This is a genomic window from Fischerella sp. PCC 9605 (genome assembly GCF_000517105.1).
Taxonomy (GTDB): domain Bacteria; phylum Cyanobacteriota; class Cyanobacteriia; order Cyanobacteriales; family Nostocaceae; genus PCC9605.
Map to the genome: position 1 here is coordinate 249,280 of NZ_KI912153.1, position 24,215 is coordinate 273,494.

Consider the following 24,215-nt stretch of genomic DNA (forward strand, 5'->3'; position numbering starts at 1 on the left):
CTGAGATAATTATGTTAAATTTATTCAGGAAAGGGGGAAACTCCCCACAACAGCATAACTACTACGACAAAAGTAAAATCTACTGGAAAAACAGCTTATGAATCGTCGTGAATTTATCGGTTGGGTAGGTGTAGGGAGTTTAGCCAGTTCTCTACCTGTAGTCATTGCAGCCTGTTCTTCACAAACTAAGTCACAGCAATCTACACCTCCTACCCGCGCTGATGGTTTTCAAGAAGTTGGTGCAGTCACAGAGTTAGACAAAAACGGTCAAATTCTTAGTGAAGAAGCTGCTGCTGGTAAGGTATTGATAATTCGAGATCCAAGTGACACAAGTAAATTAATTGCCTTAAACCCCACTTGCACTCACAAAGGTTGTATTGTGGGCTGGAAAAAAGACCAAAACGCTTTAGTATGTCCATGTCATGGTTCCAAATTTGCCAATGATGGCAAAGTGATAAATGGCCCAGCACAAAAACCTCTACCCACCTACATAGCAAAGCTGGAAGGCGATGTGGTTCTGGTGAAAGCAGTCTAAGGCTAGGGACTAATGATTTACTCGCAGTCTTTTGACTAATGACCAATGACTAATGACTATCTAAGGTTGATACGATTGTAAAAAGGCAAAGATTCAGGTTCTTTTGTGACATGACTATTTCTGATGATAATTCATCAAACCTAATAGCAATAGCTAAAAAAACTCGCCTCGCAGCACTCAAGCTAGCAGTATTACCAACTGAGGCAAAAAACCAGGCTATTGAAGCGATCGCCCAAGCTTTAGAGACAGGAAAAAATGAAATTTTGCAAGCAAACGTTGCTGATTGTCAAGCAGCAGCTACTCAAGGAATTGCCAAACCACTCTATAAGCGCTTGCAGTTGGATGAACATAAGTTAAGAGATGCGATCGCAGGGGTTAGAGATGTTGGCAAACTTGCCGATCCAGTTGGTGCGGTGCAGATTCACCGCGAACTAGATACAGGCTTAATTCTCAAGCGCATAACTTGTCCATTGGGAGTTTTGGGCGTTATTTTTGAAGCGCGCCCAGAGGCGGCGATTCAAATTGCGGCTTTAGCGATCAAGTCAGGAAATGGCGTTATTCTTAAAGGTGGCAAAGAAGCAATTCGTTCTTGTGAAGCGATAGTAAAAGCAATTAAACAGGGATTGTCTCAAACTGCTGTTCACCCAGATGTAGTGCAGTTACTGACAACCAGAGAAGAAACTATAGAACTTTTGAACCTAGATAAATATGTAGATTTAATTATTCCCAGAGGTTCTAATTCTTTTGTACGATTTGTGCAGGAAAATACCCGTATTCCTGTCTTAGGTCATGCTGATGGTATTTGTCATCTTTATGTAGATAAAGCCGCTGATATTGACAAAGCAGTGACAATTACTGTTGATGCAAAAATACAATATCCTGCTGCTTGCAATGCTATTGAAACTTTGCTAGTTCATGGCGATATTGCCGCAACTTTTCTACCAAAGGTTGCAGAGGCTTTGCAAGCACAAAATGTAGAATTAAGAGGCGATGAACGCAGCCGTGAGATTTTACAAAATATCACGCCAGTCATAGAAAAAGACTGGGAAACCGAGTACAGCGATTTGATATTGGCGATTAAGATTGTGGATTCGTTGGAAGAAGCGATCGCCCACATTAACGATTATGGTTCCAAACATACCGATGCGATCGTCACTGAAGATGCAGAGGCGGCTAAAACTTTCCTAGCGCTGGTGAATGCCGCAGGAGTATATCACAACTGTTCTACCCGCTTTGCAGATGGTTTCCGCTACGGTTTCGGTGCAGAAGTTGGAATTAGCACTCAACAAATGCCTCCCCGCGGCCCTGTTGGTTTGGAAGGGTTGGTGACATATAAATATCAATTAACTGGTGATGGCCATGTTGTTGCCACATACACGGGTGTGAATGCGAAATCCTTTAATCACAAGGATTATGTGTAAAAAATTCCCCACCCAAATGTAAGCGTTAGGAAAATACTAGATGACACCAGAAAACTGTTTGACAAATCCCCGACTTCTGGTGAAAGTCGGGGATCTGTGTGGTTAGTGGTTAAAACCAACCACTAACTACTAACTACTAACTACTAACAAACATTAACCTTTGGTAGCCGCCATTTGCTCAAAAGAACGCAACAGTAATTTTCGTCCCAGTTCGATGTCTTTTGGTGCACATTGCCAATCTGGGTGGGCTGTCATTAACAAACTATCCAAAGTTTCTTGATCGAATAAATGCCAAACGAGAGCATTATTGATTTCTGCTTCTACGGCATAGCAATTAGAACCGATACAGTGAATAGTAAAAGTACTGGCTACTCTTGCCAGGGTCATTTGTTCTCCTGGCTGTAGTGAACGAAATTGCTGGATAGCTTGTTTCAACTCGCTCTTAGAAGACACGACTAACCCAGGAAGCGCTACTGTGAGATTTTTGTCTCCATTTACCATAATCCAGTAGTTACGACTGGGGTCGATTCCTTCTAACCAAGGTAATTCATCATCAAGGCGATAGCGTGGTGACAAACAAAACGAGGCTACCATAGGCGAATCTCTGACTTGGTTGTGCAATACTTCATCAGACTTAGTACCGCACACTAGGTTACAGTCTATGCTGTTTACCTGCGGTCAGCGGCACCCTTTTGGAACACTTGCGATCGCGTCCTTACTTTCTGCAACAAGATGTTACAGTGCAAAGCAGACTCCTAGGTAAATATTGTTAGGAGCCTTACTTCGCCAAATTAGTAGGAGGCTAGCTATATGTTTCAATTTTTAATTAATCTCAGCAGTAAATCAAATATATTTAGCAAAAGTTATTATTTTAATTAACATTTTTTAATATTGAAAACAGTAAAAACTAATGTAACGATCCGGAAATTAAGAATGTTTTCTTCTCTATGGCATAACAAATGGTTATTGCTATAGGTCGAATCAAAAAAGAGTGGATGTATATTGTTTAACACAATATCTTCCACCCGTATAGTTATGCAGTTCAGTACATTTCTATCAACAAAAGTATGATTTTACTCAGGTTTGTCAGGCTTGAGTTACATCTTCTTGACTTAATTGCTGTTCAACATTACTGATAGCAGCATTTAGACCAGCAAGTCTTGTTTCTAAATCATCTCTTATTGCCTTGAGGAATCTCAGTTTACGTTGCAGCTGAGTTCTCCGAGAAAAAGAATCATCACTATAGCAAGAGTTATACCAAAAGAAGGGAAACATAGTTGACCTTTCCAAATCAAACCCTATTTAAATTTTGGCGAAATTATTTTCAAAAGAGGGGAAAGCAGATGGGAGGATAACCGATCTATGTTTGTTGGTTGTTCGTGGTTGGTTGTTGGTGGTAATTAATGAGTTTTTCCACCTTCTGGCTTCTGCCTTCTTCTAGCGAACTCCTACGAACCCAGCCTGTTCAATCGCCTTTTGTCCTTGGTCGGTAAGTAAAAGTTTGGCATAGGCTTCACCAGCTTGCTGTTCTTGACCATTGTTTTGTTTAACGATCACAAACAGGTTAGTGGTAATGGGATAACTGCCATTTTTGATTGCTTCAGTATTAATCTGGTTACGCTGACGTGGACATTGCTCAGGTGTTACTAGTGGTTCCTGGTAAAGCGGAATTAGCTCAGTAGAAGTACGACCCAACGGTAAAGGCTTTACACTACATTGAGGAACTACAGCACGAGCAGAAGCGTAATACACACCCCCAGGGGTATTACTGACTTGGCGTAGTGCTTCTGTAGTGGAAGACACATACTTGACATTAGTCCCAAGTTGTCTATTTGAGCCTTCGTTGGTAGAGAATATTACTGCGTCTGCCTTTTCTAGACGTTGAGAGAAAGGGGTGATGGGTAAGTCTGGGCCACCTACCTGTTTCCAGTTGGTAATCTGCCCCAAATAAATCTGCTGCAACTGATCAACAGTTAAGCCTGGCAGATTCAGTGATGGGTTGACCGCCACTGCTATGCCATCAACGCCAACCTGACGTTGTTCAAGTCTAAAGCCTCGCTGTTTGGCTAGGGTGCGTTCTTCCTCTGTGAGGGGACGGGAAGACTGAGCGAAATCTAATTTCCCGTCAAGCAACATGCGTATGCCTGAGCTAGAATCAGGACTGCCGTTTGTGGGATCTTGGTAGCGCAACTGTAATTCTGGGCGATCGCTCTGAATCTGCGCATCTACCAATTGGCGGATCGGTGCCCAGGCTGTACTACCACCATAGTTGACCGAGGCAACTGGAACATTATCGACACTCTCAAAGTTAGACACAACACGTGAGGTAGTATCTGAACTTTGACCAGAATCAGAAACAGCACTCTTGCGAACTAACGTGTATGGTCTTAACAGCCACCATGCTATTCCACCAAGAACCAAAATAGTCAATACTTTGCCAATTAGCAAACCTCTCAGAAAGAGTGCAAATTCTCCGTCAATTACGAGTCTTCTTCTGTTTGTATTGTCCATATGATTGCTGTGTCAATTTCAGTTATGAAGCACTTATTTATCGCCATAAATGATTTGGTAGATGCAAATTAATTGCAAATCATTTCACGTTTGATTTGACTAGTTGTAAAATTATGTAACCTATTACGAACTGGTTCAAAAAACTGTTGTATGAACCTGAGTGATTGAGGAGGTTGGCTTGGGTTTAAAATACTTGTTTGCAAAAAAAGATAGAGAAAAAATATTACTAGCAAACTCGTGCTAGCACCAAAGCCCATTCCCAGCCACAAAATGGTTTTCTTATAGAGCACAGAATCATGATTATGAGTGATTCTATCTTTAACAACAGGTAGTGAAGACAGCTGCCTAGCAGAAATCAGCGCCTGCAAAGCTTCTGCTGCTGATTGGTAACGCTGGCTAAAGCGATCGCGAACCATTGTATCTAAGACATTTGCGAGGCTGTTACTTACCCTTACCTTGTCGCGCCAGATAATTTCTCTTGTATTAGGATCTTTTGGTATTTGGTCAGGTTTTAAGCCTGTCAAAGCTTGAATACCAATCATGCCAATTGCATAGACATCGCTGCAAAGTTTTGGCTTACCTTTGCTTTGTTCGCTTGGCATATAACCAGGAGTGCCAACTGCAACTGTTACGCTAGTTTGTCCTTGCTCGTTAACTTCTAAAGCACCGATTTTTTTAATACTTCCAAAATCAATTAGCACAATCCTCCCATCACTATGTCGCCGCATTAAATTTTGTGGCTTAATATCCCGATGAATTATGTTATTTTGGTGGACAAAAACCACTACTTCTAGAATTTCCTGTAATAAGTTAAAGACAGCATCCTCTCTCAGACATATGCCTGAAAAAATTTCTTTGGTTATGTCATGACCGTCAATAAATTCTTGGACTAAATAAAAATCTCCCTTTTCATCAAAATGGGCAAATAATCGCGGAATTTGGTCGTGGTCATCACCCAGTTGATATAAAACTTCTGCTTCCCGAGCAAATAAGCTTTTAGCAATTGGCACATAATCTGGATTGAGACCTTTGGGTTTGAAATGTTTAACTACACAATAAGGTTGCCCAGGTAAATCTAGATCGACAGCCAAGTAGGTATCGCCAGAACCTCCGCTCCCTAAAAGTTTAATTATTTTGTAGCGATTCCGAAGCGTTATCCCGATGAGAGGGAGAAGGTGCTGTCTCATAGCTTGCATTCTGAATGCGAGATTACTGAGCAGTAATTGGTAATAATTAATTCGTAATTGGTAAAACCATACAGACAAATACAGCCCAATCTAAAGACGATGCTGGGCAATTTTTGTTTCGTAGTAAATAAGTTTGATAAACTTATCCTTAATTTATAAATACGAATTGCAAATTATACAGTCGATACCTTTTTAGGCATCTTAATCTCAATAATTTTAATATAGTACAAACTAAATTTAAACCCATACCTTAAGTAAATTTAACACCAACTCCATAGCAAAAATAACAGTTCAGTTTGCTTATAGCACAAAGCACTTGTGAAAAGGAGCCAGACACATGGGACTGGCGCCCTACTGAAGGCAAAAAGTACCGCGGCGTATGACTTTGCTATCAATGACTGTAAAAAAAATCAGTAATTAAAGCTTATACGTACGTACTCATTCGGAAGGCTTATCACCTGTTTCTTTCATCTCAATGTTCAGATTGGGTAATCCCTCTAGTTTTTCTAGAGGTGAAACTTCTTCTGTCAGAGGCACAAAAACTTTTAAACTTGCTGGCAAGCACTTAATCTCTACAGGAGTTTTTCCTAAAAGTTCACCATCAACAACAACTTTTTGAGGTGGGTCAGTTGTAATTTTGAACTGTTTGGCTCGTAAGTAACCAATATCACTTCTTTCCACAGCCTCACCCGTAGAAGCAGTTTGAAACAGATGAAAGGTAGCCGCGATCGCTGCTGCTTTATTTACCGGAGCTACTATGGTTAAATCTAGCAATCCATCATCTGCGATGATTCCCGCCGGCCCCTGTGCTAAAACAGAGGTTGGAGGTGCGGCATTCGCTACTGTTACTGCTGCTGCGGAAGTTTTAATAACCTTGTCTTCAGTTTCAATTTCTACGTCAAATGACTGCAATTGCCGCAATTGTTGGAATCCGGCGATGATGTAGGCCAAGACACCAAAACGATTTTTTGCTTCCCGGTCTGCTTTTTCCACAGTTTCAGCTTCAAAGCCAATACCTGCCAGCAATACCATTGGATAGCCGTTACAATCAGCAGTATCCACAATCCGAGTACCACCCTGTAAAATTGTTTCGCAGGCGGCTTCAATGGTGTCAGGAATTCCTAAAGCTGTGGCAAAGGCGTTGGCTGTTCCCCGAGAAATAATACCAAACGGAATATCACTACCCACCACAGCAGCCGCAGCAGATGACAGAGTGCCATCTCCTCCGGAAACAATAATGGCTTCTACTCCCCTTTCCACTGCGGCACGGGCCAGTTCATCGGCACCAATTTCTTCAGTAGTGAAGTGGATATCTAGATCAATTTCCGGCTCTAAGATTTCCTGAATCTTTGCCAAATCTTGCTCTGAGTCACCTTGACCCGCAACTGGATTAAAGATGAGGCAGGCTGAACGTTTCATATAGTGAAATAGTTTAATTATTAAAGTCCCCTACTTAATTATTAACGTAAGTAGCCTTCATGAACTGCGTACACCAGCAGGCATGAAGGCTAATTATCTGTTCGGCTTAGTATGAACAGCACCTGGTCAAGAGTAACTGGTTTACCCTACCCGCATTCAACAAGTAGAAGCAGAAGTTAGTTTGTGAAAGCGCCACACAAAAATCACTCCTGCGATCGCCACTCCAATCGACTGTCCTATCCACAATCCAACACCCCCAATATCAAAGTAAAATCCCAGCAGATAGCCACTGGTCAACCCTACACCCCAAAATGCCAGTAAACTTAGCAGCATCGGTATACGTGTATCTTGAAGTCCATATAATGCGCCCATTGCTGTCTTTTGTACACCATCCAACAGTTGAGCCAAGGCTGCAATCATGAGCATTGGCACTGCCAGTTTTAGTACGTTGGCATTTTCTGGATTATGAATATCCAAAAATATTCCAACCACTTGCTGGGGATACGCAAGCAGTATGATTCCTGTTAGTGTCATAAATACTACCGCCATCGATATACTGACATACCCCGCCCGTCTCGCACCCTCAAGGCTTTGCTGTCCCAGCCACACACCGACTCTAGCAGTCGTAGCAAAAGACATACCTAGAGGCACCATAAAAATCACGACAATAGTTTGAAAGACGATCTGGTGTGCCGCCAACACTTCGGTTCCCAACAAGCCCATAAAGTAAGTAATAACCGTGAACAGCCCATACTCCAAGGCAATAGTTACTGCAATCGGTATCCCAATCCACACCAACTTCTGGAGAATTTGCGGTGTCAGCCGATGTAAACCTTGCAAGAATCGGTAATCCTTCAGTTGCTGATGTTTGAGCGTGTAGCCAAGCAAAATCAGGAACATAACCCAGAAACTGAGGCCACTTGCCAAGCCCAACCCCGCCAGTTCCATCCGTGGAAATCCAAACTTGCCAAATCCTAAAACGTAATTGCCTATGACATTAACGAGCGTTCCCACAATGACAATTGCCATCACCGGACGGGCTTGAGAGAGTGCAGAGACATAGCTTCTTAGCATGGCAAACCCCAAAGCTGGGAAAATTCCCCACAAAATGAAGTCTAAATATCTATCTGCTAGCGCCACAGTCTGTTGTGCTTGCCCAAGCTGAATCATTACCGAATCCAGATGCCCAATCAAAAACATCATGGGGATGCCAAAAAGCAGCGAGAGCCATAGCCCTTGACGTGCAATCTGCTCGATTTGCGTTTTTCTACCTGCCCCGTAAGCCTCCGCAACCAACGGACTCACTGCCATGACAACGCCGCCTATAGTATTTAGCAAAAGCTGAAAGGTAGTTGATGCTAATCCACCTGCTGCCAAGGTTTCCTGTCCCAAATGCCCCATGATCAGAGTATCTGCAAATCCTACAGCAGCTTGGGCAACTTGAGCACTTGCTAAAGGAATAGCGAGTTTGAAGAATTCCTGGATTTCTCTTCGGATATTCGAATTAGCAAACGTTTTAGTGGCCATTAAAGTGCCTCTTTGCTGTAAATTTGGTTCATGGCTTAAAATTTAAGAAAATTTAATGATTTCGGACTACTCAAACCTTGCGCGACTCTCAGAATCTTGCGGCAAGTTTTGAGTCTGAAAAGGCTCTCATCCCAAAAGCCCTGAAACTTCAGTGTATAGAAAGCCGGATCGCCAGATGCAAGCATTAGCACTCCCATCTACAAAGATGGTTCATCTGCCAAAAAACGGACTCCATCCTCCAATCTGTTCCAGTGAACCCCAGGGTTGGAAAAACATTGTGGTCGAAGAATTTTGCCAACCTCCGGGACAGGAGACGTACCAAAGTCAAACAGAGCACACGATCTGCATATCTCTAAACAATCGTCCGTCTCGCCTGTCACAAGTGATGGGCGATCGCCGCTATACTGGTCTTTTCACTCAAGGTGATATTGCCATCGCTCCTGCTGGACAGTTGTTCTTCTGCCGATGGAGTGAACAGGACAAATACCTGCGTATCCGGATTGCCTCGCAGTTTCTCCAACAAGTTGCCCAAGAAGCCTTTGAAATTAATTGCGATGGCGCAGAACTGTTGTCAGAGTTTCGAGTCCGGAATCCCCAAATTGAGACGATCGGCATGATGCTCCTGACGGAACTTAAGAATGGAGGGCTAGCAGGACAGCTTTATGTTGAATCGCTGACGAATGTGCTAACCGTGCATTTGCTCAGGAATTATTCTGCCGTCCAACCTTATGTTGCTTCACATAATGGGAAACTAAGCGATCGCCAGCTAATTCAAGTGACTGATTACATCAACGATCATCTGGCTCAAGACATCAAACTATCTGACTTAGCTAAATTGCTAGGAATGAGCCAATTTCACTTCAGCCGGCTCTTCAAGCAATCAATCGGAGTAGCACCTCACCAATATGTGCTTCAGCAACGGCTAGAACGGGCAAAGCAGTTACTTCAAGAAACAGAACTACCAGTAATGGAAATTGCTATGTTGTCTGGCTTCAGTAGTCATAGCCATCTAGGTAAATGGATTCGACAACATACAGGAATGACTCCAAAAGCCTACCGATTAAAAGGGAAGAGGGAATAGAGAACTCTTAACAGGGAAATCCCCTCCTCGCGAGTACCTGTACAACCAGTCCCCTTTACTATGTAAAGATACGTAAAGCCAGAAAAATAAACTTAATGGCGATCGCCAGAGTGCAACACCGAAGCGTCACCCACTGCGGTAGTCTAGATGAAGTGAATTTATCTCTCCCCTTTGACATACTGCTTTATGACATCAGTGGTTTCCAGTCCGAGCCGTACAATCCGCATTGGTTCTCGCAAAAGCCAACTCGCTCTGATTCAAACTTATTGGGTACAAGAACAACTCCAAAAAAGCTTTCCAGATATTTCTTTTGAAGTCCATACCATGTCCACTCACGGCGACAAAATCTTGGATGTGGCTTTAGCCAAGATTGGTGATAAGGGACTGTTTACTAAAGAACTCGAACTGGGAATGATTAATCAGGAAATTGACTTTGCTGTTCATTCTCTCAAGGATTTGCCCACTCGCTTGCCAGAGGGTTTAGCCTTAGCAGCCATCACAGAACGAGAAAATCCCGCCGATGCTTTAGTGGTGCATGAAAAGCACAAAGACAAGCAAATCGATACCCTACCAGCAGGTGCGGTAATTGGTACATCATCCCTGCGCCGACTGGCACAATTGCGGCATCACTTCCCCCACTTTACCTTTAAAGATGTGCGTGGCAATTTGAACACGCGCATGGCAAAGCTAGATGCGGGTGAGTACGATGCTTTGATTTTGGCGGTAGCTGGGTTGCAGCGTTTAGGAATGGGCGATCGCATTCATCAAGTTCTGCCAAAAGAAATTTCTTTGCACGCCGTCGGACAAGGCGCATTAGGTATTGAATGCCGTGCCGAAGATACAGAATTGATATCGCTCCTCAAAGCAATTGAACATCCCGAAACACGCGATCGCTGTTTGGCAGAACGCGCTTTCTTGCGGGAACTAGAAGGTGGCTGTCAAGTACCCATTGGTGTAAATACTGAAATTAATGGTAAGAATTTAACGCTAACAGGTATAGTTGCCAGCGTGGATGGTCAAAAGCTCGTCAAAGATACGATCGCAGGCTCTACCAAAGATGCTGAAAAGCTGGGTATAGAGCTAGCACAGCGCTTGCGCGAACAAGGAGCGCAGGAAATTTTGGATCAAATCTTTGCCGAGATCCAGCGTGGTTCTTGAGGTTTGCTACCAGCAAATGTGATGATATTTTAAGAAAGATTTCAGTTGCTCGGCAGGTCTACCAGACGCGATGTTTTGCGCTTGGCAGTTTTGCAGGGAAAGATTGAACACCTAGGCAGAATCGGGAAACATAAATTACCATGCGGATTCTTTTTGTTGCAGCAGAAGCAGCTCCCATTGCGAAAGTTGGTGGAATGGGTGATGTAGTCGGAGCATTACCGAAAATCCTGAGACAAATGGGTCATGATGTGCGAATTTTCATGCCTTACTACGGCTTCCTGCCAGACAAAATGGAAATTCCTAAAGACTGGATTTGGCAGGGATATGCAATGTTCCAGGACTTTACTGTTTACGAAACGATTCTGCCTGGTACTGATGTTCCCTTGTACTTATTTGGACATCTGGCTTTTGGGGGTCGCAACATTTACTCTGGAGAAGATGAACATTGGCGGTTCACATTGTTTGCCAATGGTGCAGCCGAGTTTTGCTGGAATTACTGGAAGCCGGAAATTGTCCACTGTCACGACTGGCATACAGGCATGATTCCCGTCTGGATGCATCAGTCTCCTGATATTACCAGCGTTTTTACGATTCATAACCTTGCTTATCAGGGCCCGTGGCGTTGGTATTTGGAAAAAATTACCTGGTGTCCCTGGTATATGCAAGGACACAACACAATGGCAGCAGCTGTGCAGTTTGCTGACAGGGTGACTACAGTTTCCCCGACTTATGCCCAACAAATCAAGACTCCTGCCTACGGCGAACAGCTAGAAGGGTTGATGTCCTTTATTAGCGGTAAGCTATCAGGTATTCTCAATGGCATCGATACAGAAGTTTACAATCCAGCAACTGACAAATACATTGCCCAAAACTTCACCGCCGATACCTTAGAGAAACGCAAAGCCAACAAAATTGCTTTGCAAGAAGAAGTGGGATTAGAAGTTAACTCTAATGCCTTTTTGATTGGTATGGTGACGCGGTTGGTAGAACAAAAAGGCATCGATTTGGTGTTGAATATTTTGGATCGGTTCATGTCATATACCGATGCCCAGTTTATAGTGTTGGGGACGGGCGATCGCTACTACGAAAGCCAGCTGTGGCAATTGGCATCCCGCTTCCCTGGACGTATGAAAACTTATCTACTTTACAACGATCCGCTGGCTCGTCGCATTTATGCCGGGTCTGATGCTTTCTTGATGCCCAGCCGTTTTGAACCTTGCGGTATTAGCCAAATGCTGGCTTTGCGCTACGGTTGTATCCCCATTGTCCGCCGTACAGGGGGATTAGTTGACACCGTATTCCACCACGATCCGATGAATCATACTGGTACTGGTTATTCTTTTGACCGCTATGAACCGTTGGATCTGTTCACCTGTATGGTGCGGGCTTGGGAAGGCTTCCGCTATAAGGATTATTGGCAGAAGCTACAAAAACGCGGTATGAGTCAAGATTTCAGTTGGTATCGGTCTGCTAAGCAGTATGTGAAGCTGTATCGGTCGATTTTTGGCTTACCTGAAGAAGACGAGCAGCCTTCGCCAGAACAACCAGATTTAGTGTTGAAGTCCTAGACTCGCTTTATTTGTGTGGGGAGGTATAAGTAGAGCTTTGCGTCAAATCATAGCTTTTTTTAAACGCAGAGGAACGCAGAGGAACCGCAGAGGGGCGCAGAGTTTTTCTAATTTTAATTCGTTACGAATTTGGACAATATTGTACTAGGTTTGTAGCAGGCATTACCCTTATGGCAAGCTGCTACACTTCTAAAGTTGACATTCCTATCGTTCTGGCTAGTGCAGAGCAGTGGGAGTGTCAATTATAGTTATAGTGATGGGTTTTACCCCTTGGCAAATATCTAATACTAACTATTACCATCTACATCGATTTAAAGTTTTTTACGGAATGTATTCAGAGAATGAGATGACTTTGTGCAATACGCCAGAGGATGGCGATCGCATCAAGATTAAATATAACTAATGAAAATGGGAATAATAAGTTAAAGCAGAGATTTGTGACTTTTTTACTGAATTTGCGAAATTTCAATTGCTAATACTGTAGCAGCAACATAAAAGGCATAATTATTCAAGCAAAGAGCTAATGAGCATAAATAGCTACCGCCGAATCGTAATCGGGGATGTGCATGGTCACTATGAAGGTTTAATGAGATTGCTGGAGGCAATTGCCCCTAAATCGGACGACCAAGTCTATTTTTTAGGAGACTTAATTGATCGTGGACCCCAAAGCGCTCAAGTAGTTAACTTTGTGAAAGAGAGTTCCTATCAGTGTTTGTTAGGAAATCACGAGCAAATGTTATTAAATATTCTCACCAAACGTATTCCTACGCAAACGGTACAATCATGGTTATACAGTGGGGGGCAGGCAACAGTGGCCAGCTACCAAGAAGCTACTATTCCTCACGATCATCTTGAATGGTTAAATAATTTACCTGCATATATAGATTTAGGGGATGTTTGGTTAGTTCACGCTGGTGTTGATCCCTCAATTCCCTTGACACAACAAACGGCCAATCAATTTTGCTGGGTGCGAGACGAATTTCATGGTATTGAGCAGCCCTACTTTACTGATAAGTTGATCATCATCGGTCACACTATCACTTTCACTTTACCTGGCGTATACCCTGGAAAATTGGCTCAAGGACAAGGATGGCTTGACATAGATACAGGTGCTTATCATCCCCGTAGTGGCTGGTTAACTGGATTAGATATTACAAACGGCATAGTTTATCAAGTGAATGTTCTTAATAAATCTATTCGCATCATGCCTTTAGAAGAGGCGGTGACAAATATTAATCCAGAGCAAATTTACTTTGGTCGCCGTAATCGCTGTTTTGCATAATTCCCATTAAATATATTTAATATCAAGTTCGCTTAATTACTTATAATTCAAAATTCTCCACGTCTGTGTGTCACTGCGTCAGCCCTGATTATAAGTGTTCGCTCGAACCTGATATGAGCTGGGGTTAAAGAGAAAACCCCAATCCAAAATTTAAAAGATTTTTAAGACCTCAGTAATGCTTGGATATTAGCCTTATAAGCAGCATTATCTAATCCGTTATTTCCATTGCTAGGTTGAGTATTAATAGCACGCTTAATAGCATCAATGCGATCGCCAGTTGCTGGGTGAGTACTCAAAAATGTTGGCACAGAACGCTTGCTAACGAGCTTTTGCATAAAAGCAACCATCGCCGACTGGTCATAACCAGCACTTGTCAAAGTTTTTAATCCTCTTTTATCGGCATCAAATTCATTTTTACGACTGCCTGGCAGCTTGCGTACCAACTGATAACCAATTTGTACTGCTGTACTGCGGTCTAACCCAGCGGCTGTTAACAAACCTTCATCAATCGCTTTTTGACGCATCTGTTTGATGAGATGCTTTCCACCAATGTGACCAATTTCATGGGCAATCACACTTGCCAGTTCTGCTTCATTTTCGGCAGTTTTGATTAAGCCCGTATGTAAATACACATACCCACCTAAAGTTGCAAAAGCATTAATACTATCATCTTCAACTACTTGGAAAGTGTACTTTAGTTTGGGGCGATCGCTATTGGCTACCAGACGCTGACCAAGTTGTTCCACATAGCGATTAATATCTGAATTACGGTACAGTCGAACGTCACCTAGCAATTGCTGATTGATTTGTTTGCCAATATCTGCTTCTTGGCGATCGGACATATTAGAAAGTTGAAGTACTTGCACTCCCTGCAAAAGTATAGGCAACCAGTCAAATGCCTGGGATGGCAGGGCTGTACTCAAGCAAATACTCAGTGCTACAAGTACCGAAATCAATGGATAAAATAAACGGTGTCGAAAAAAGTTGTATTTGATAGATAAACTTTTCCTATTAATCATAATCCTGTCTGAGGAGACTTTTGGCAGAACGTAAAATTATGAGACGGAATAAGGATTTGATAAGTTGCATTAGAAATCGTTAACGCAAATGTTAGCGATTTTACATAACTATAAGGCTGTTTTAACCGATTTTTTTTCGCAACGGCAACTAAAAACAGCGAGCGTGATAAACTGTCGCATGATCAAACAAAGGAAAAAGGAAGAAGACAGGAGGCAGCTATGCTGTAGACGCCCGTAAGGGTGGCTTCTCACAGGATAGAAAAATATTGCTGTTTCGAGTTACGACAAAGTAAAAAAAACAACCTTTCACTAGACCGTGCTGTTAAAATTACTTACTCAGTTTTGATTTAGGAAAACTTAGTTATGGCTATTGTAGATTCCAAAGGTCGCTTATTCGGTAAATTCAACATTCTTGATATCGGTGCTTTACTAGTAATACTGCTAGTTATATTTGGCATCTTTTTCTTTCCTGGCACGACTGGTTCTGTAGCTCAAGTTGGAACTAAAACAGTACCTATTGAAGTAGATTTAGTCGTGCGGGGATTGAACGTACGTGACCCTGAAATTTTATATAGTCAAGGATTACAAAAAGGTGGTAAAACTAACGTGATTATCCGCAATCAACCCTACGGCCAAATTGCAATTAAATCCGTTAAAAAACTACCTAGAACTACACTTGTTCCTCAACCTGATGGTACGGTTAAAGAATTACCAGATCCAAAATCAAACAGTTTTAGTACTGATATGTTATTGACTTTAGAAGGCAAAGCACAGGTCACTAACAATGGTCCAGTTCTAGGTAACAGTAAAGTTAAAATCGGCATGCCATTTGAATTAGAAGGCTTTAATTATAACTTCAACGCCAGCGTAATTGATATACGGTTAAAAGACAAGTAATAGTGTTGTTTTTGGCGTTTTAAATAGTTCCCAGACAAGGGGGACAAAACAAGTCAAAAGTCAAAAGCATGCCCTCGAGCGCAGCGAAGGGTCAAAAGTCAAAAGTAAAGATTCTAATTTTGATTTTTGACTTGGTACTTTTGACATCCCAAAGGGTGTCTTCTCCCTCTCCCTTGTCTTACCTGACCATCGTTACCAGGTTGAACCTGGTAACGAAAATTAGAGCCTTTGGCTCTTACTGAGAAAGGTGAAAGATATCAGTTAAAACTAACTTTTATTATTAGTAAGTAACTGCTGTTGGCGATTCACTTAGCAATGGTAAAAATTTTCGGATCAAACCAATTGTCACTGCTGGTAATTCCAATTGTGGTGTCAATCCTACATCTTCTAATTCTTGAAAAAATCTAATCGCTTGTGGATTCAACTGAGCAAGACGGCGACCAATTTCTGGACTGGTAAATTGTGATTTTTGTCCCCAAATAATCGCAGTGGGAGTTGTTAGTTGTTGAATGTACAGTGACAAATCAAAACTTAAATCGCCACGTACAAAAGATAGGGCTGCGTATTCGGCGTTGGGCTGCTTGGCAGATTCTAAGTAAGCTTGGACAATTTCCTCGTACACCCGATTAGGCTGGGCAAATTGTCGTTGATCTAAAAAGCTACGAATACCCCCTTCGGTGGCAACTCCAGCATTGTAAAGTATCCGGTCGAGAACGGGAATACTGATAAGCTGAGCAATAAAAGTGCGGGAATAATCTTGTCCAAAGTCGGCAAGTCCGGCAGATGTCGTGAGAATTAAAGACTTGAATAATTCTGGATGAGCGATCGCCACTCGAATAGTAAACGCCGCTGTCAAAGAAGAGGCAATTACTCTCACCGGCCCATCACAAGTTTGTTGCAAAAACTCGCGGATCGTCGTCAAATAATCCTCTATTTTGTAATTTCGTGCCGGATGTTCCGATCTACCCCAACCAATCAAGTCCGGTGCCAAAATTCGATATTCGGCGGCAAATGCTGGGTAAACTTTCGACCACTCATATGCGGAAGATCCACCACCAAACCCGTGCAGGAACACTAAAGTTTCCAAGTCCCTGCTAGCAGTCATTTCTTCCTGCCAAGGTGAGCCAACAGCAGTATAGTAAACCATTCTACCTAGTGAGGTAGTTACAGAGCGTTGTTCAAATCCTAGTGGCTGAAACATAAGTTTTTTTGTCAAGAGTCAATGGTCAATAGTCATTGGTCATTGGTCATTAGTTAGTGGTTAGTGGTTAGTAGTTAGTGGTTATTCTCCCACTTTCCCACTCTCCCCATCTCCCTACCTGCCTCCAAAGACAGATTCAAAACAATTTTGCGTAATCGGTGCTTCTGGTGAAGTAGATGTAAAAGTACTGCCTAGCTTGTAAAGATTCAGTGATTTTTTTTCTAGTTTTCCAGATATTGTTGCTTACAAATACTATGATTCCAATGTTTCTATTAGTAGCTACTATTACCGAGGGGTAAGACCCTCAGTCTTTATTTATGTTACTCTATCAGAAATAATACTGATAGTATTGAGCATCAATAAAGCTCCTAAACCTAATCAAAAATAGTTATTAACATTAGTTCTGCTTAATGCTGCTCACCGATCGACTAGCTTTTAAACCTAGTATCTAATGCAGCTCTGCGGAAGAAATCACTCTCCCTATAATTAGCGATCTGATTATTTCATAGAAAATGCTTAAGCGGGGTGTCATGGGAAAACAGGCTTGTCTTCAATCGAATCAAAGACCAAAGTTTGAAGACCGTCAATTTACGCTTGGTCACTTTGATATCCAAAATCAAACTATAGATTCCACCTTCCAGAGTCAAATGCAGGCAGCTGCTGGTAGCTCCGAAAAGGTTGCTATACCTAACTGTATTTATTTAAATTTGGAAAATTTAAAATGCTTTGAAGTAGTAAAGCGCCAGTATGAACAATGGGACGTAATTTTTGATAATTGTATTGCAATACAACCTTCAAACCCGGCATTTCCTACCCACTCTGGCCAGGTAGTGTTGATGGCAGCGCCAAAAAGCGGATATTTAGAAGTTACTTTCCTGCGTCCAGTTCAATTTGTGAGTGCTTTTATCACAAGTTCACAGCGGTTAGTGCTTTCTGCATATAACCGCGATCGCCAACTACTAGCGCAAACAGTGCTATCAGGAGCCAATCTTGCCAATTCTGATTCTGCCGTACCTCCCAATACCTTACTATCTGTAACAGCGAGTGACATCCATAGCGTCACTTTCTGCGCTTTTGATGGTCAATTCACTGTTGATGGCTTTAGTTTTTGTTTTTAGCTTAAAACTGTAAAAACTCGGTGATAAAATCGGTGTCACGACCTCTACTTCATTTATGGTGGTAGAGGTTATTGCTTATTCATCACACCCTTAATCAGGGCGTAGCATTTATTACATTAAACTGTTTCACACATAAAGTAGGTAAATACCGTGGCACAGGCTTCGTCTTCTTGGCAGCAATTAGTTAACCAGATCCTCAACTGGCTGCCTCCAGAGTTCAAGTCAGGAGTCACAAAAAAGAGAGTTCTCGGACGTTTCCGAGAACCAGGAGGTGTTCTTGGATTCCTGACGATAGTGGTTGCTATGCTGTTGTGGAACTGGCAACTGCTATTAGCTAGCAGTGTAGGTGTTGGGGTCATGATATTAGTTTATTCAATGCAAGCATGGAACTGGCGTTTACGCTGGTCTGAAATCCGAAAATTTTTAAACAGTCCCAACCGGCGCTTAGCTTTAGCAGTCACTAGTGGCGGCATTGCTTGCGTTAGCACGTATATGACATTTGCTATCTGGTTAGATTCCAACAGTCATTGGCTTGCTGCTGGTTTGACTCTGCAAGGTTTAGGGACGTTATTGACATTTATTTTACTGGTATGGCAAATAGTCAACTTTTATGGAAGTCGAGAGGAAAACCAGTTAGATGAGTTGCTCGTTAATTTAACAGAAACAGATCCCCTCAAACGTTTAATTGCCGTTCGGCAAATTACCAAATTAATTATCCGTAATCGAGTAGATGCTTGTGAGCAGCAAAGTGTTAACGATTGCTTGCGCCTTCTTCTTCGCCAAGAAGAGGAACCAGCAATAAGAGAGGCTGTTTTTCAAAGTTTGCAAGCTTTGGAACGAGCGCAAGTGCTTTCACCTAGTGCCACAGCAATTAGAATACCAGCCTCAGCGAAGGTAAAAAATCGGGTTAGTTGTTAGTTATTAGTTGGTGGTTGTTTGTTGGTTGTTGTTTCAACTAACAAACAACAAACAACAAACAACAAGGATTAAGCACTAATTTCATACAATCTTCCATTGCGGACTTGCACTACACGATGGTTGCATCGTCGCACTAACTGCTCATCGTGAGTAGTAACAATTACTGTCGCACCAAAAGAATTTAACTTCTGAAGAATCTGCATTACTTGCCAGGAATTATCTGGATCGAGATTTCCGGTTGGTTCATCAGCTAAAAGCAGTGGTGGGGTTGCAACGATCGCCCGTGCAATACTCACCCGCTGTTGTTCTCCCCCAGAAAGTTGTTCGGGAAAGCAGTCAGCTTTGGCAAACAAACCTACTAACTTCAAAGTTGGTTCCAAACGCCGTTGAATTTCCTTGCGGGTATATCCTTGCGCTTGCAGGACAACTGTTACATTTTCTGCCACTGTTCGTTGGGGAATCAGTTTGTAGTCCTGAAATACAATGCCAATTCGCCGTCGGAATAAAGACAAGCGATCGCCCCGTAAAGTTGCCACATTACACCCATCAACTATCACTTCTCCCTGTGTTGGTAACTCTTGGCCATACAGCAGTTTCAAAAGCGTAGATTTACCAGAACCACTTGGCCCTGTGATAAACAGAAATTCTCCCTGTTTGACCTCAAGATTCACATCCAACAGGGCGTTATGTCCGTTGAGATATGTTTTTGCTGCTGAGCGCAATTGCACCATCAGTGTACTAACATTCCCCGGTTGAGTATCGCTATCTTGAAGATGAATAGATTTGTCAGTCGCTGCTTTCGGTGATAATACTGCTGGCATTGCTGTTTCTTCACACCCACAATTAAACACGTATAAAATTAAGATTCCCAGGTAATACCCAGGAATCTCAGATCCACGCTTAAAAATTTTGTGATAACAAACCACCAACAAATCACGGTACTTGCTGAGTGATCGCTTCTTTAACGGTCATACCATAAACTAAGGATTTGAGAGCAAACTTGGGTAAAGCCAACATTCGCCGCCAGCGCCAAGGCTCTTTGTATAGTCGATATAGCCATTCCAAATGGTTGTTTCCCAACCAAGCTGGAGCCCTACTTTTCGTCCCTGACCAGATATCAAAACTACCACCAACGCCGATCCAAATTGCTTGGGGACACAAATGGCGATTTTGAGCAATCCATAATTCTTGACGCGGTACACCCAAGCCAACAAAAATTACTTGTGGTTGCAGCTGGGCAAGAGTTTGTCGCAATTGTTCTTCTTCTGCTTGGGAATGGAAGCCAGAATGAGTACCTGCTATGAACAAATTTGGGCTTTGAGAAAGCCAAAATTCTCCCGCTTTGGCAGCCACTCCAGGCGCTCCACCATAGAAAAATACTTTTGCGCCCGTTTGTTTTTGTCCAAGTTCTCGTAGCAGTGTTTCTGCAAGTTCAATTCCCGGAGTGCGTTGCACTTTTTGCCGCCGCAGCCACCGCAAAAACAGAACTACTCCCGCTCCATCTGGAATCACTAACTCAGCATTTTTAATAGCCTGAGCTAGGGATTTATTCTGCTCTGCCTGCATGGTCATTTCTGCATTGAGCGTCACTACATGCCCTCCGATGCCCTCTCGCAAGCATTCTAGCAACCAGCCTGGATAATCAGTCATTACATGAACTGGTAGCCCCAGCACGGAAAATACTTTCGGCGGTTTAAGCATAACCTGTTTTTAAGTAGCCTCACACCAAAGTCTATCGTAACGATAGTTTAACAAATTTTTTTTCAAACAGGAATTTTTCAGAATGTATTAAAAATTACATTTAATGTTTTTTTATAAAAACAGACAATCTGTTTATATGAATAGATTTAAAACCATATCACCACACGTGTATTTATCACAAGTAGAGTTTAATTAGATACTTATAATTAAGCTAGAAACTGAGAATATACGTGAGAGTTCTGGTAGAAGCAAAAAGTGTCAGGTATAAAAACTTATAGATAAAGCGACTTCTAAGTTTTGATCGCGCATTGAATTATTAGCTCTGCTCACGACCAGGATAATTGCTATTACAGCTTTATCCAACTTTGAACTTTTGATTTCTGAAGCTGATACGCCTGGTGCATTTGCACCTGTTTGTGGCTTTTAAGAGCTAAGATTAACTAGCCATGAGTCAGAATAGAAAGAGTTCTTAGTTCCTGACTTCTGAAATATTTTTTTTAGTTGCAACGCCAAATGCCAATTAGCTTAGTACAGATGAGTACAGACTATATATATCTTTAAACTACATCTCCCGAGACTTTTTAGTAAACTCAATTTTACAGTTATAGAGTGTAATGGGTAGAAATCGACCATGAGTAAAATTCGTGTGGCATTAATAGAAGATCACGATCTCACCCGTGTAGGTATCAAGACAGCACTTCAGCAAAAGGAAGAAATAGAAGTGGTGGGAGAAGCAGCTAATGCTGCTGACGGCATGAAATTGTTAAAAACAATACAAACGGATATTGCGATTATAGATATTGGCCTACCAGATAAAGATGGCATTGAACTAACACGAGAGGTAAAGTCTATTGCTAGCGGAGATGAATCAGCAACCAAGGTATTAATATTGACCCTGCGAGATAACAAAGAAGCAGTGTTAGCAGCTTTTGCAGCCGGGGCAGACTCCTACTGCATGAAAGATATTAAGTTTGATAATTTGCTGGAAGCCGTACGTGTTACCTACAATGGCAATGCTTGGATAGATCCGGCGATCGCCCGCATTGTCTTACAACAAGCGCAACAAAATCCCCATAAGCCAGAAATAACACTGAAGGATACTAAACCCTCTGTGCCAATTTCAGAAGAGGCTGAAGTAGAGAATGAAGAAGAAATGATCGATCCTTACACCCTTACAGAAAGGGAATTAGAAGTATTGCAGTTAATTGTCGAAGGTTGCAGCAATGCTGTGATTGCAGAAAGACTTTACATCACGGTCGGGACAGTCAAAACTCACGTTCGTAATATTTTGAACAAACTCTGTGCAGACGACCGTACCCAAGCAGCGGTTCGGGCTTTACGTTCTGGATTAGTCGGTTAGATTGGATTTGAGGGTTTTGAACTTCATCAAGCAATTATAAGTAAATTTACTAAGTTAGAAAAAATATGTGTTAAAAATGAGTGGACTATCTTAAATCACGTTTTTTTATTGTTCAACTGACGATTAGGTGTAATCAAAGTTACACTATCTCGCCATTCAAGTATCTGGAAAGTGAAGTCAAATATGACTGAGACAGATGTAGAAAAACTTAAATTAATGGTGGTAGATGATGAGCCGGATAATTTAGAATTACTCTACCGCACTTTTAGGCGAGATTTTCAAGTATATAAAGCAAATCACGCCTTAAGTGCACTTGACATTTTAGACAAAGAAGGTGAGATGGCTGTGATCATCTCTGATCAAAGAATGCCAGAGATGAATGGCACTGAATTTCTCAGTCTAACGGTGGAGCGCTTTCCCGATACGATTCGCATTTTGTTGACTGGTTTTACTGATGTTGAAGATTTGGTGGATGCAATTAACTCCGGTCAGGTCTTCAAATACATCACCAAACCCTGGAAACCCGATCGGTTAAAGGCGATCGTCGAGCAAGCAACAGATACATATCGCGTAGTTAAAAAACGTACTCAGGAGTTGCGTCGTGCCCTACGACGGGAATCTTTATTTAATGCCGTGACAACAGCAATTCGCGAATCTCTTGACTACTCCAGTATGTTGCAAAAGATTGTTGCCACAATTGGCCAAACTTTTGAAACCAGTTATTGCTTGCTCAGACCAGTGGAAGGCAATCATCTGACAACAGATGAGTTCTCCTACTTAGATCCCAAAACTTCTTTCTCTAGTTGCTCGTTTAATCCCAGTCCTTTGATCGAAAAAGTTCTAGAAACTCATCATTATCAACATTATCAATACACGCATGAGGGTTCACCCTTTTACCAACTGGTCGTACCACTAATCTATCAGCAGCACCTACTCGCTGTTCTGGCACTCTACCAGTGGGGACGCGATCGCCCTTGGCGAGATGAAGATATCCAGCTAATAGCAGGTGTTGCTGAACAAGCAGCCTTGGCCCTCTCCCAAGCAAAACTCTACCAGCGCCTTCAAGAAAAGCAAGAACAAATCCGGACTGAATTGGAGGTTGCCCGCCAAATTCAAAACAACCTACTGCGCCAAAGCTTGCCCAATATCAAGGATGCAAAGGTACAAGCTTGTTGTTACCCTGCCCGCGAAGTAGGAGGGGATTTTTTTGAAGTGTTTGTTCATCCCAAAGGTGATTTGTGGTTAGCAGTGGGTGATGTTTCCGGTAAGGGTGTCCCAGCAGCTTTGTTCATGGCTAGTGCCATTTCGGTGTTGCGCCGTGAATTGTCTCAAGAAACACCAGCCATGCCGAATACAGTCATTCAGAATCTCAACCACGCCCTAGGTGATGACTTAATTAGTAATAATTGCTTTATTACCCTGGTCTTAGCTCGGTATACCCCTACCACTAGAGAGCTAGTGTACGCAAATGCAGGTCACATATATCCCCTGCTTTGGTCTAGCAAGACTGCCCCTGATAATCCCATTTACCTCAAAGTACGTGGCATTCCCGTTGGCATTTTGCCTAAGTGGCAAGCAGCCTTCGGGCAATTGTCTCTCGCTCCTGGAGATACTTTACTGCTAACCAGTGATGGTATTACTGAAGCAATGGTTTGCAAAAATATCGATTCAACCGAGAATGGCATCAAGCCCAATCATTTTTCTATGCTGAATCTAGAGGGTCTTTGGCAACTCTTGCAAGCGGAAGATCAACCACTTTCTCTCAACCATTTGCTATCCCGAATCCAGGCAGATAACCCCATTCAAGAAGATGACCAAACTATACTTTCACTGGAGGTTTTGTAAATAATGAAAAGCGAGCTTCATGTACCAAGTGACTTGAAGTTTTTAAGCATCGTGGAAAACTGGTTGTTGGGATGCTTAGAAGTCCAGATGAAAGAATCAGTTGATTGGTCAAGGCAATCAAGTCGTTTGCGATTGGCTTTAGTAGAAGCCTATTCCAACGTTGTGCGTCATGCCCACAAAAATCAGCCCTATTTGCCAGTGTTAATTCGTTTGGAACTGAAAGACCGCGATGTTGCCCTGGAAGTTTGGGACTGTGGCGAAGGTTTTGAATTGTCTGACTATTTACCACCTAGCCCCACGGATAAACAAGAAGGTGGATATGGTTGGTTGATTATCAATCGCCTCATGGATAAAGTGGAATACCAGTTGCAAGTTAATGGTGGTAACTGTCTTAAATTAGAAGTCTCTCTGTCAGAATCTGCGTAGTCATAAAATCATAGTATGTACTCAGACAGAATTAATTACAC

General features: G+C 42.3%; 23 protein-coding genes. 13 read left to right on the forward strand and 10 right to left on the reverse strand.

All coding sequences use genetic code 11. The features are described 5' to 3' along the window. Positions 1 to 97: 97 nt before the first annotated feature. Entirely contained in the window at positions 98 to 535 is a 438-nt protein-coding gene (locus FIS9605_RS0133605) for a QcrA and Rieske domain-containing protein (protein WP_026736389.1), read from the forward strand. A 110-nt stretch (positions 536 to 645) separates the two neighbouring features. Further along, complete coding sequence (locus FIS9605_RS0133610; protein WP_026736390.1) at positions 646 to 1,956, forward strand: glutamate-5-semialdehyde dehydrogenase; 1,311 nt, start codon at positions 646 to 648, stop codon at positions 1,954 to 1,956. Positions 1,957 to 2,109: 153 nt separating this feature from the next. Here the strand turns inward: FIS9605_RS0133610 and FIS9605_RS0133615 are convergent, their stop codons facing one another. The 6 genes from FIS9605_RS0133615 to FIS9605_RS0133640 form a co-directional block, all read right to left on the reverse strand. Beyond that, on the reverse strand, positions 2,110 to 2,550 hold the full coding sequence (locus tag FIS9605_RS0133615) for a hypothetical protein (RefSeq protein WP_026736391.1): 441 nt from the start codon (positions 2,548 to 2,550) through the stop codon (positions 2,110 to 2,112). Between the two features lie 492 nt (positions 2,551 to 3,042). Then, on the reverse strand, positions 3,043 to 3,231 hold the full coding sequence (locus FIS9605_RS0133620) for a hypothetical protein (protein ID WP_026736392.1): 189 nt from the start codon (positions 3,229 to 3,231) through the stop codon (positions 3,043 to 3,045). Between the two features lie 162 nt (positions 3,232 to 3,393). Further along, positions 3,394 to 4,467, reverse strand: a complete 1,074-nt coding sequence (locus FIS9605_RS0133625) for a PstS family phosphate ABC transporter substrate-binding protein (protein WP_026736393.1) — start codon at positions 4,465 to 4,467, stop codon at positions 3,394 to 3,396. Positions 4,468 to 4,535: 68 nt separating this feature from the next. Beyond that, positions 4,536 to 5,654, reverse strand: coding sequence for a serine/threonine-protein kinase (locus FIS9605_RS39435; RefSeq protein ID WP_035140640.1), 1,119 nt, complete (start codon positions 5,652 to 5,654; stop codon positions 4,536 to 4,538). 438 nt (positions 5,655 to 6,092) lie between these two features. Then, complete coding sequence (locus tag FIS9605_RS0133635) at positions 6,093 to 7,073, reverse strand: YegS/Rv2252/BmrU family lipid kinase (protein ID WP_026736394.1); 981 nt, start codon at positions 7,071 to 7,073, stop codon at positions 6,093 to 6,095. 156 nt (positions 7,074 to 7,229) lie between these two features. Then, on the reverse strand, positions 7,230 to 8,600 hold the full coding sequence (locus FIS9605_RS0133640; protein WP_026736395.1) for an MATE family efflux transporter: 1,371 nt from the start codon (positions 8,598 to 8,600) through the stop codon (positions 7,230 to 7,232). Positions 8,601 to 8,751: 151 nt separating this feature from the next. Here FIS9605_RS0133640 and FIS9605_RS0133645 point away from each other — a divergent pair, with 151 nt between their 5' ends. From FIS9605_RS0133645 to FIS9605_RS0133660, 5 genes are all read left to right on the forward strand, one after another. Then, the gene (locus FIS9605_RS0133645; RefSeq protein WP_442854757.1) at positions 8,752 to 9,681 is read left to right on the forward strand and encodes a helix-turn-helix domain-containing protein; all 930 of its coding nucleotides are present in this window, start codon (positions 8,752 to 8,754) and stop codon (positions 9,679 to 9,681) included. Positions 9,682 to 9,867: 186 nt separating this feature from the next. Beyond that, on the forward strand, positions 9,868 to 10,839 hold the full coding sequence (gene hemC / locus FIS9605_RS0133650) for a hydroxymethylbilane synthase (protein ID WP_026736397.1): 972 nt from the start codon (positions 9,868 to 9,870) through the stop codon (positions 10,837 to 10,839). Positions 10,840 to 10,979: 140 nt separating this feature from the next. Further along, positions 10,980 to 12,407: a glycogen synthase GlgA gene (gene glgA, locus FIS9605_RS0133655; RefSeq protein ID WP_026736398.1), complete on the forward strand. Its 1,428-nt coding sequence runs from the start codon at positions 10,980 to 10,982 to the stop codon at positions 12,405 to 12,407. 235 nt (positions 12,408 to 12,642) lie between these two features. Further along, on the forward strand, positions 12,643 to 12,810 hold the full coding sequence (locus FIS9605_RS43630; protein WP_155960662.1) for a hypothetical protein: 168 nt from the start codon (positions 12,643 to 12,645) through the stop codon (positions 12,808 to 12,810). A gap of 120 nt (positions 12,811 to 12,930) precedes the next feature. Further along, the gene (locus FIS9605_RS0133660) at positions 12,931 to 13,689 is read left to right on the forward strand and encodes a metallophosphoesterase family protein (protein ID WP_026736399.1); all 759 of its coding nucleotides are present in this window, start codon (positions 12,931 to 12,933) and stop codon (positions 13,687 to 13,689) included. 161 nt (positions 13,690 to 13,850) lie between these two features. Here the strand turns inward: FIS9605_RS0133660 and FIS9605_RS0133665 are convergent, their stop codons facing one another. Continuing rightward, positions 13,851 to 14,708: a M48 family metallopeptidase gene (locus FIS9605_RS0133665; RefSeq protein WP_026736400.1), complete on the reverse strand. Its 858-nt coding sequence runs from the start codon at positions 14,706 to 14,708 to the stop codon at positions 13,851 to 13,853. Between the two features lie 363 nt (positions 14,709 to 15,071). On the opposite strand from FIS9605_RS0133665, the gene FIS9605_RS0133670 reads away from it, so the two are divergent. Continuing rightward, entirely contained in the window at positions 15,072 to 15,605 is a 534-nt protein-coding gene (locus tag FIS9605_RS0133670) for a DUF4330 domain-containing protein (RefSeq protein ID WP_026736401.1), read from the forward strand. 280 nt (positions 15,606 to 15,885) lie between these two features. On the opposite strand, the gene FIS9605_RS0133675 is transcribed toward FIS9605_RS0133670, so the two are convergent. After that, the gene (locus tag FIS9605_RS0133675; protein ID WP_026736402.1) at positions 15,886 to 16,806 is read right to left on the reverse strand and encodes an alpha/beta fold hydrolase; all 921 of its coding nucleotides are present in this window, start codon (positions 16,804 to 16,806) and stop codon (positions 15,886 to 15,888) included. 530 nt (positions 16,807 to 17,336) lie between these two features. On the opposite strand from FIS9605_RS0133675, the gene FIS9605_RS0133680 reads away from it, so the two are divergent. Both FIS9605_RS0133680 and FIS9605_RS0133685 read left to right on the forward strand, forming a co-directional pair. Then, positions 17,337 to 17,924 carry a hypothetical protein gene (locus tag FIS9605_RS0133680; protein ID WP_026736403.1) on the forward strand — a complete coding sequence of 196 codons (588 nt, stop codon included), beginning with the start codon at positions 17,337 to 17,339 and terminating at the stop codon, positions 17,922 to 17,924. Between the two features lie 150 nt (positions 17,925 to 18,074). Then, entirely contained in the window at positions 18,075 to 18,842 is a 768-nt protein-coding gene (locus tag FIS9605_RS0133685) for a hypothetical protein (protein WP_026736404.1), read from the forward strand. Between the two features lie 68 nt (positions 18,843 to 18,910). On the opposite strand, the gene ftsE is transcribed toward FIS9605_RS0133685, so the two are convergent. Beyond that, positions 18,911 to 19,663 carry a cell division ATP-binding protein FtsE gene (gene ftsE / locus FIS9605_RS0133690; protein WP_026736405.1) on the reverse strand — a complete coding sequence of 251 codons (753 nt, stop codon included), beginning with the start codon at positions 19,661 to 19,663 and terminating at the stop codon, positions 18,911 to 18,913. Between the two features lie 112 nt (positions 19,664 to 19,775). Beyond that, positions 19,776 to 20,543: a WecB/TagA/CpsF family glycosyltransferase gene (locus tag FIS9605_RS0133695; protein WP_026736406.1), complete on the reverse strand. Its 768-nt coding sequence runs from the start codon at positions 20,541 to 20,543 to the stop codon at positions 19,776 to 19,778. A 631-nt stretch (positions 20,544 to 21,174) separates the two neighbouring features. Between FIS9605_RS0133695 and FIS9605_RS0133700 the strand changes: the two genes are divergently transcribed. From FIS9605_RS0133700 to FIS9605_RS0133710, 3 genes are all read left to right on the forward strand, one after another. Then, positions 21,175 to 21,903, forward strand: a complete 729-nt coding sequence (locus tag FIS9605_RS0133700; RefSeq protein WP_026736407.1) for a response regulator transcription factor — start codon at positions 21,175 to 21,177, stop codon at positions 21,901 to 21,903. Between the two features lie 183 nt (positions 21,904 to 22,086). Next, a complete protein-coding gene (locus tag FIS9605_RS0133705; RefSeq protein WP_026736408.1) occupies positions 22,087 to 23,748 on the forward strand; it encodes a SpoIIE family protein phosphatase in 1,662 nt (553 codons plus the stop codon). Positions 23,749 to 23,751: 3 nt separating this feature from the next. Continuing rightward, entirely contained in the window at positions 23,752 to 24,174 is a 423-nt protein-coding gene (locus tag FIS9605_RS0133710; RefSeq protein ID WP_026736409.1) for an ATP-binding protein, read from the forward strand. The last annotated feature ends 41 nt before the right edge of the window (positions 24,175 to 24,215 follow it).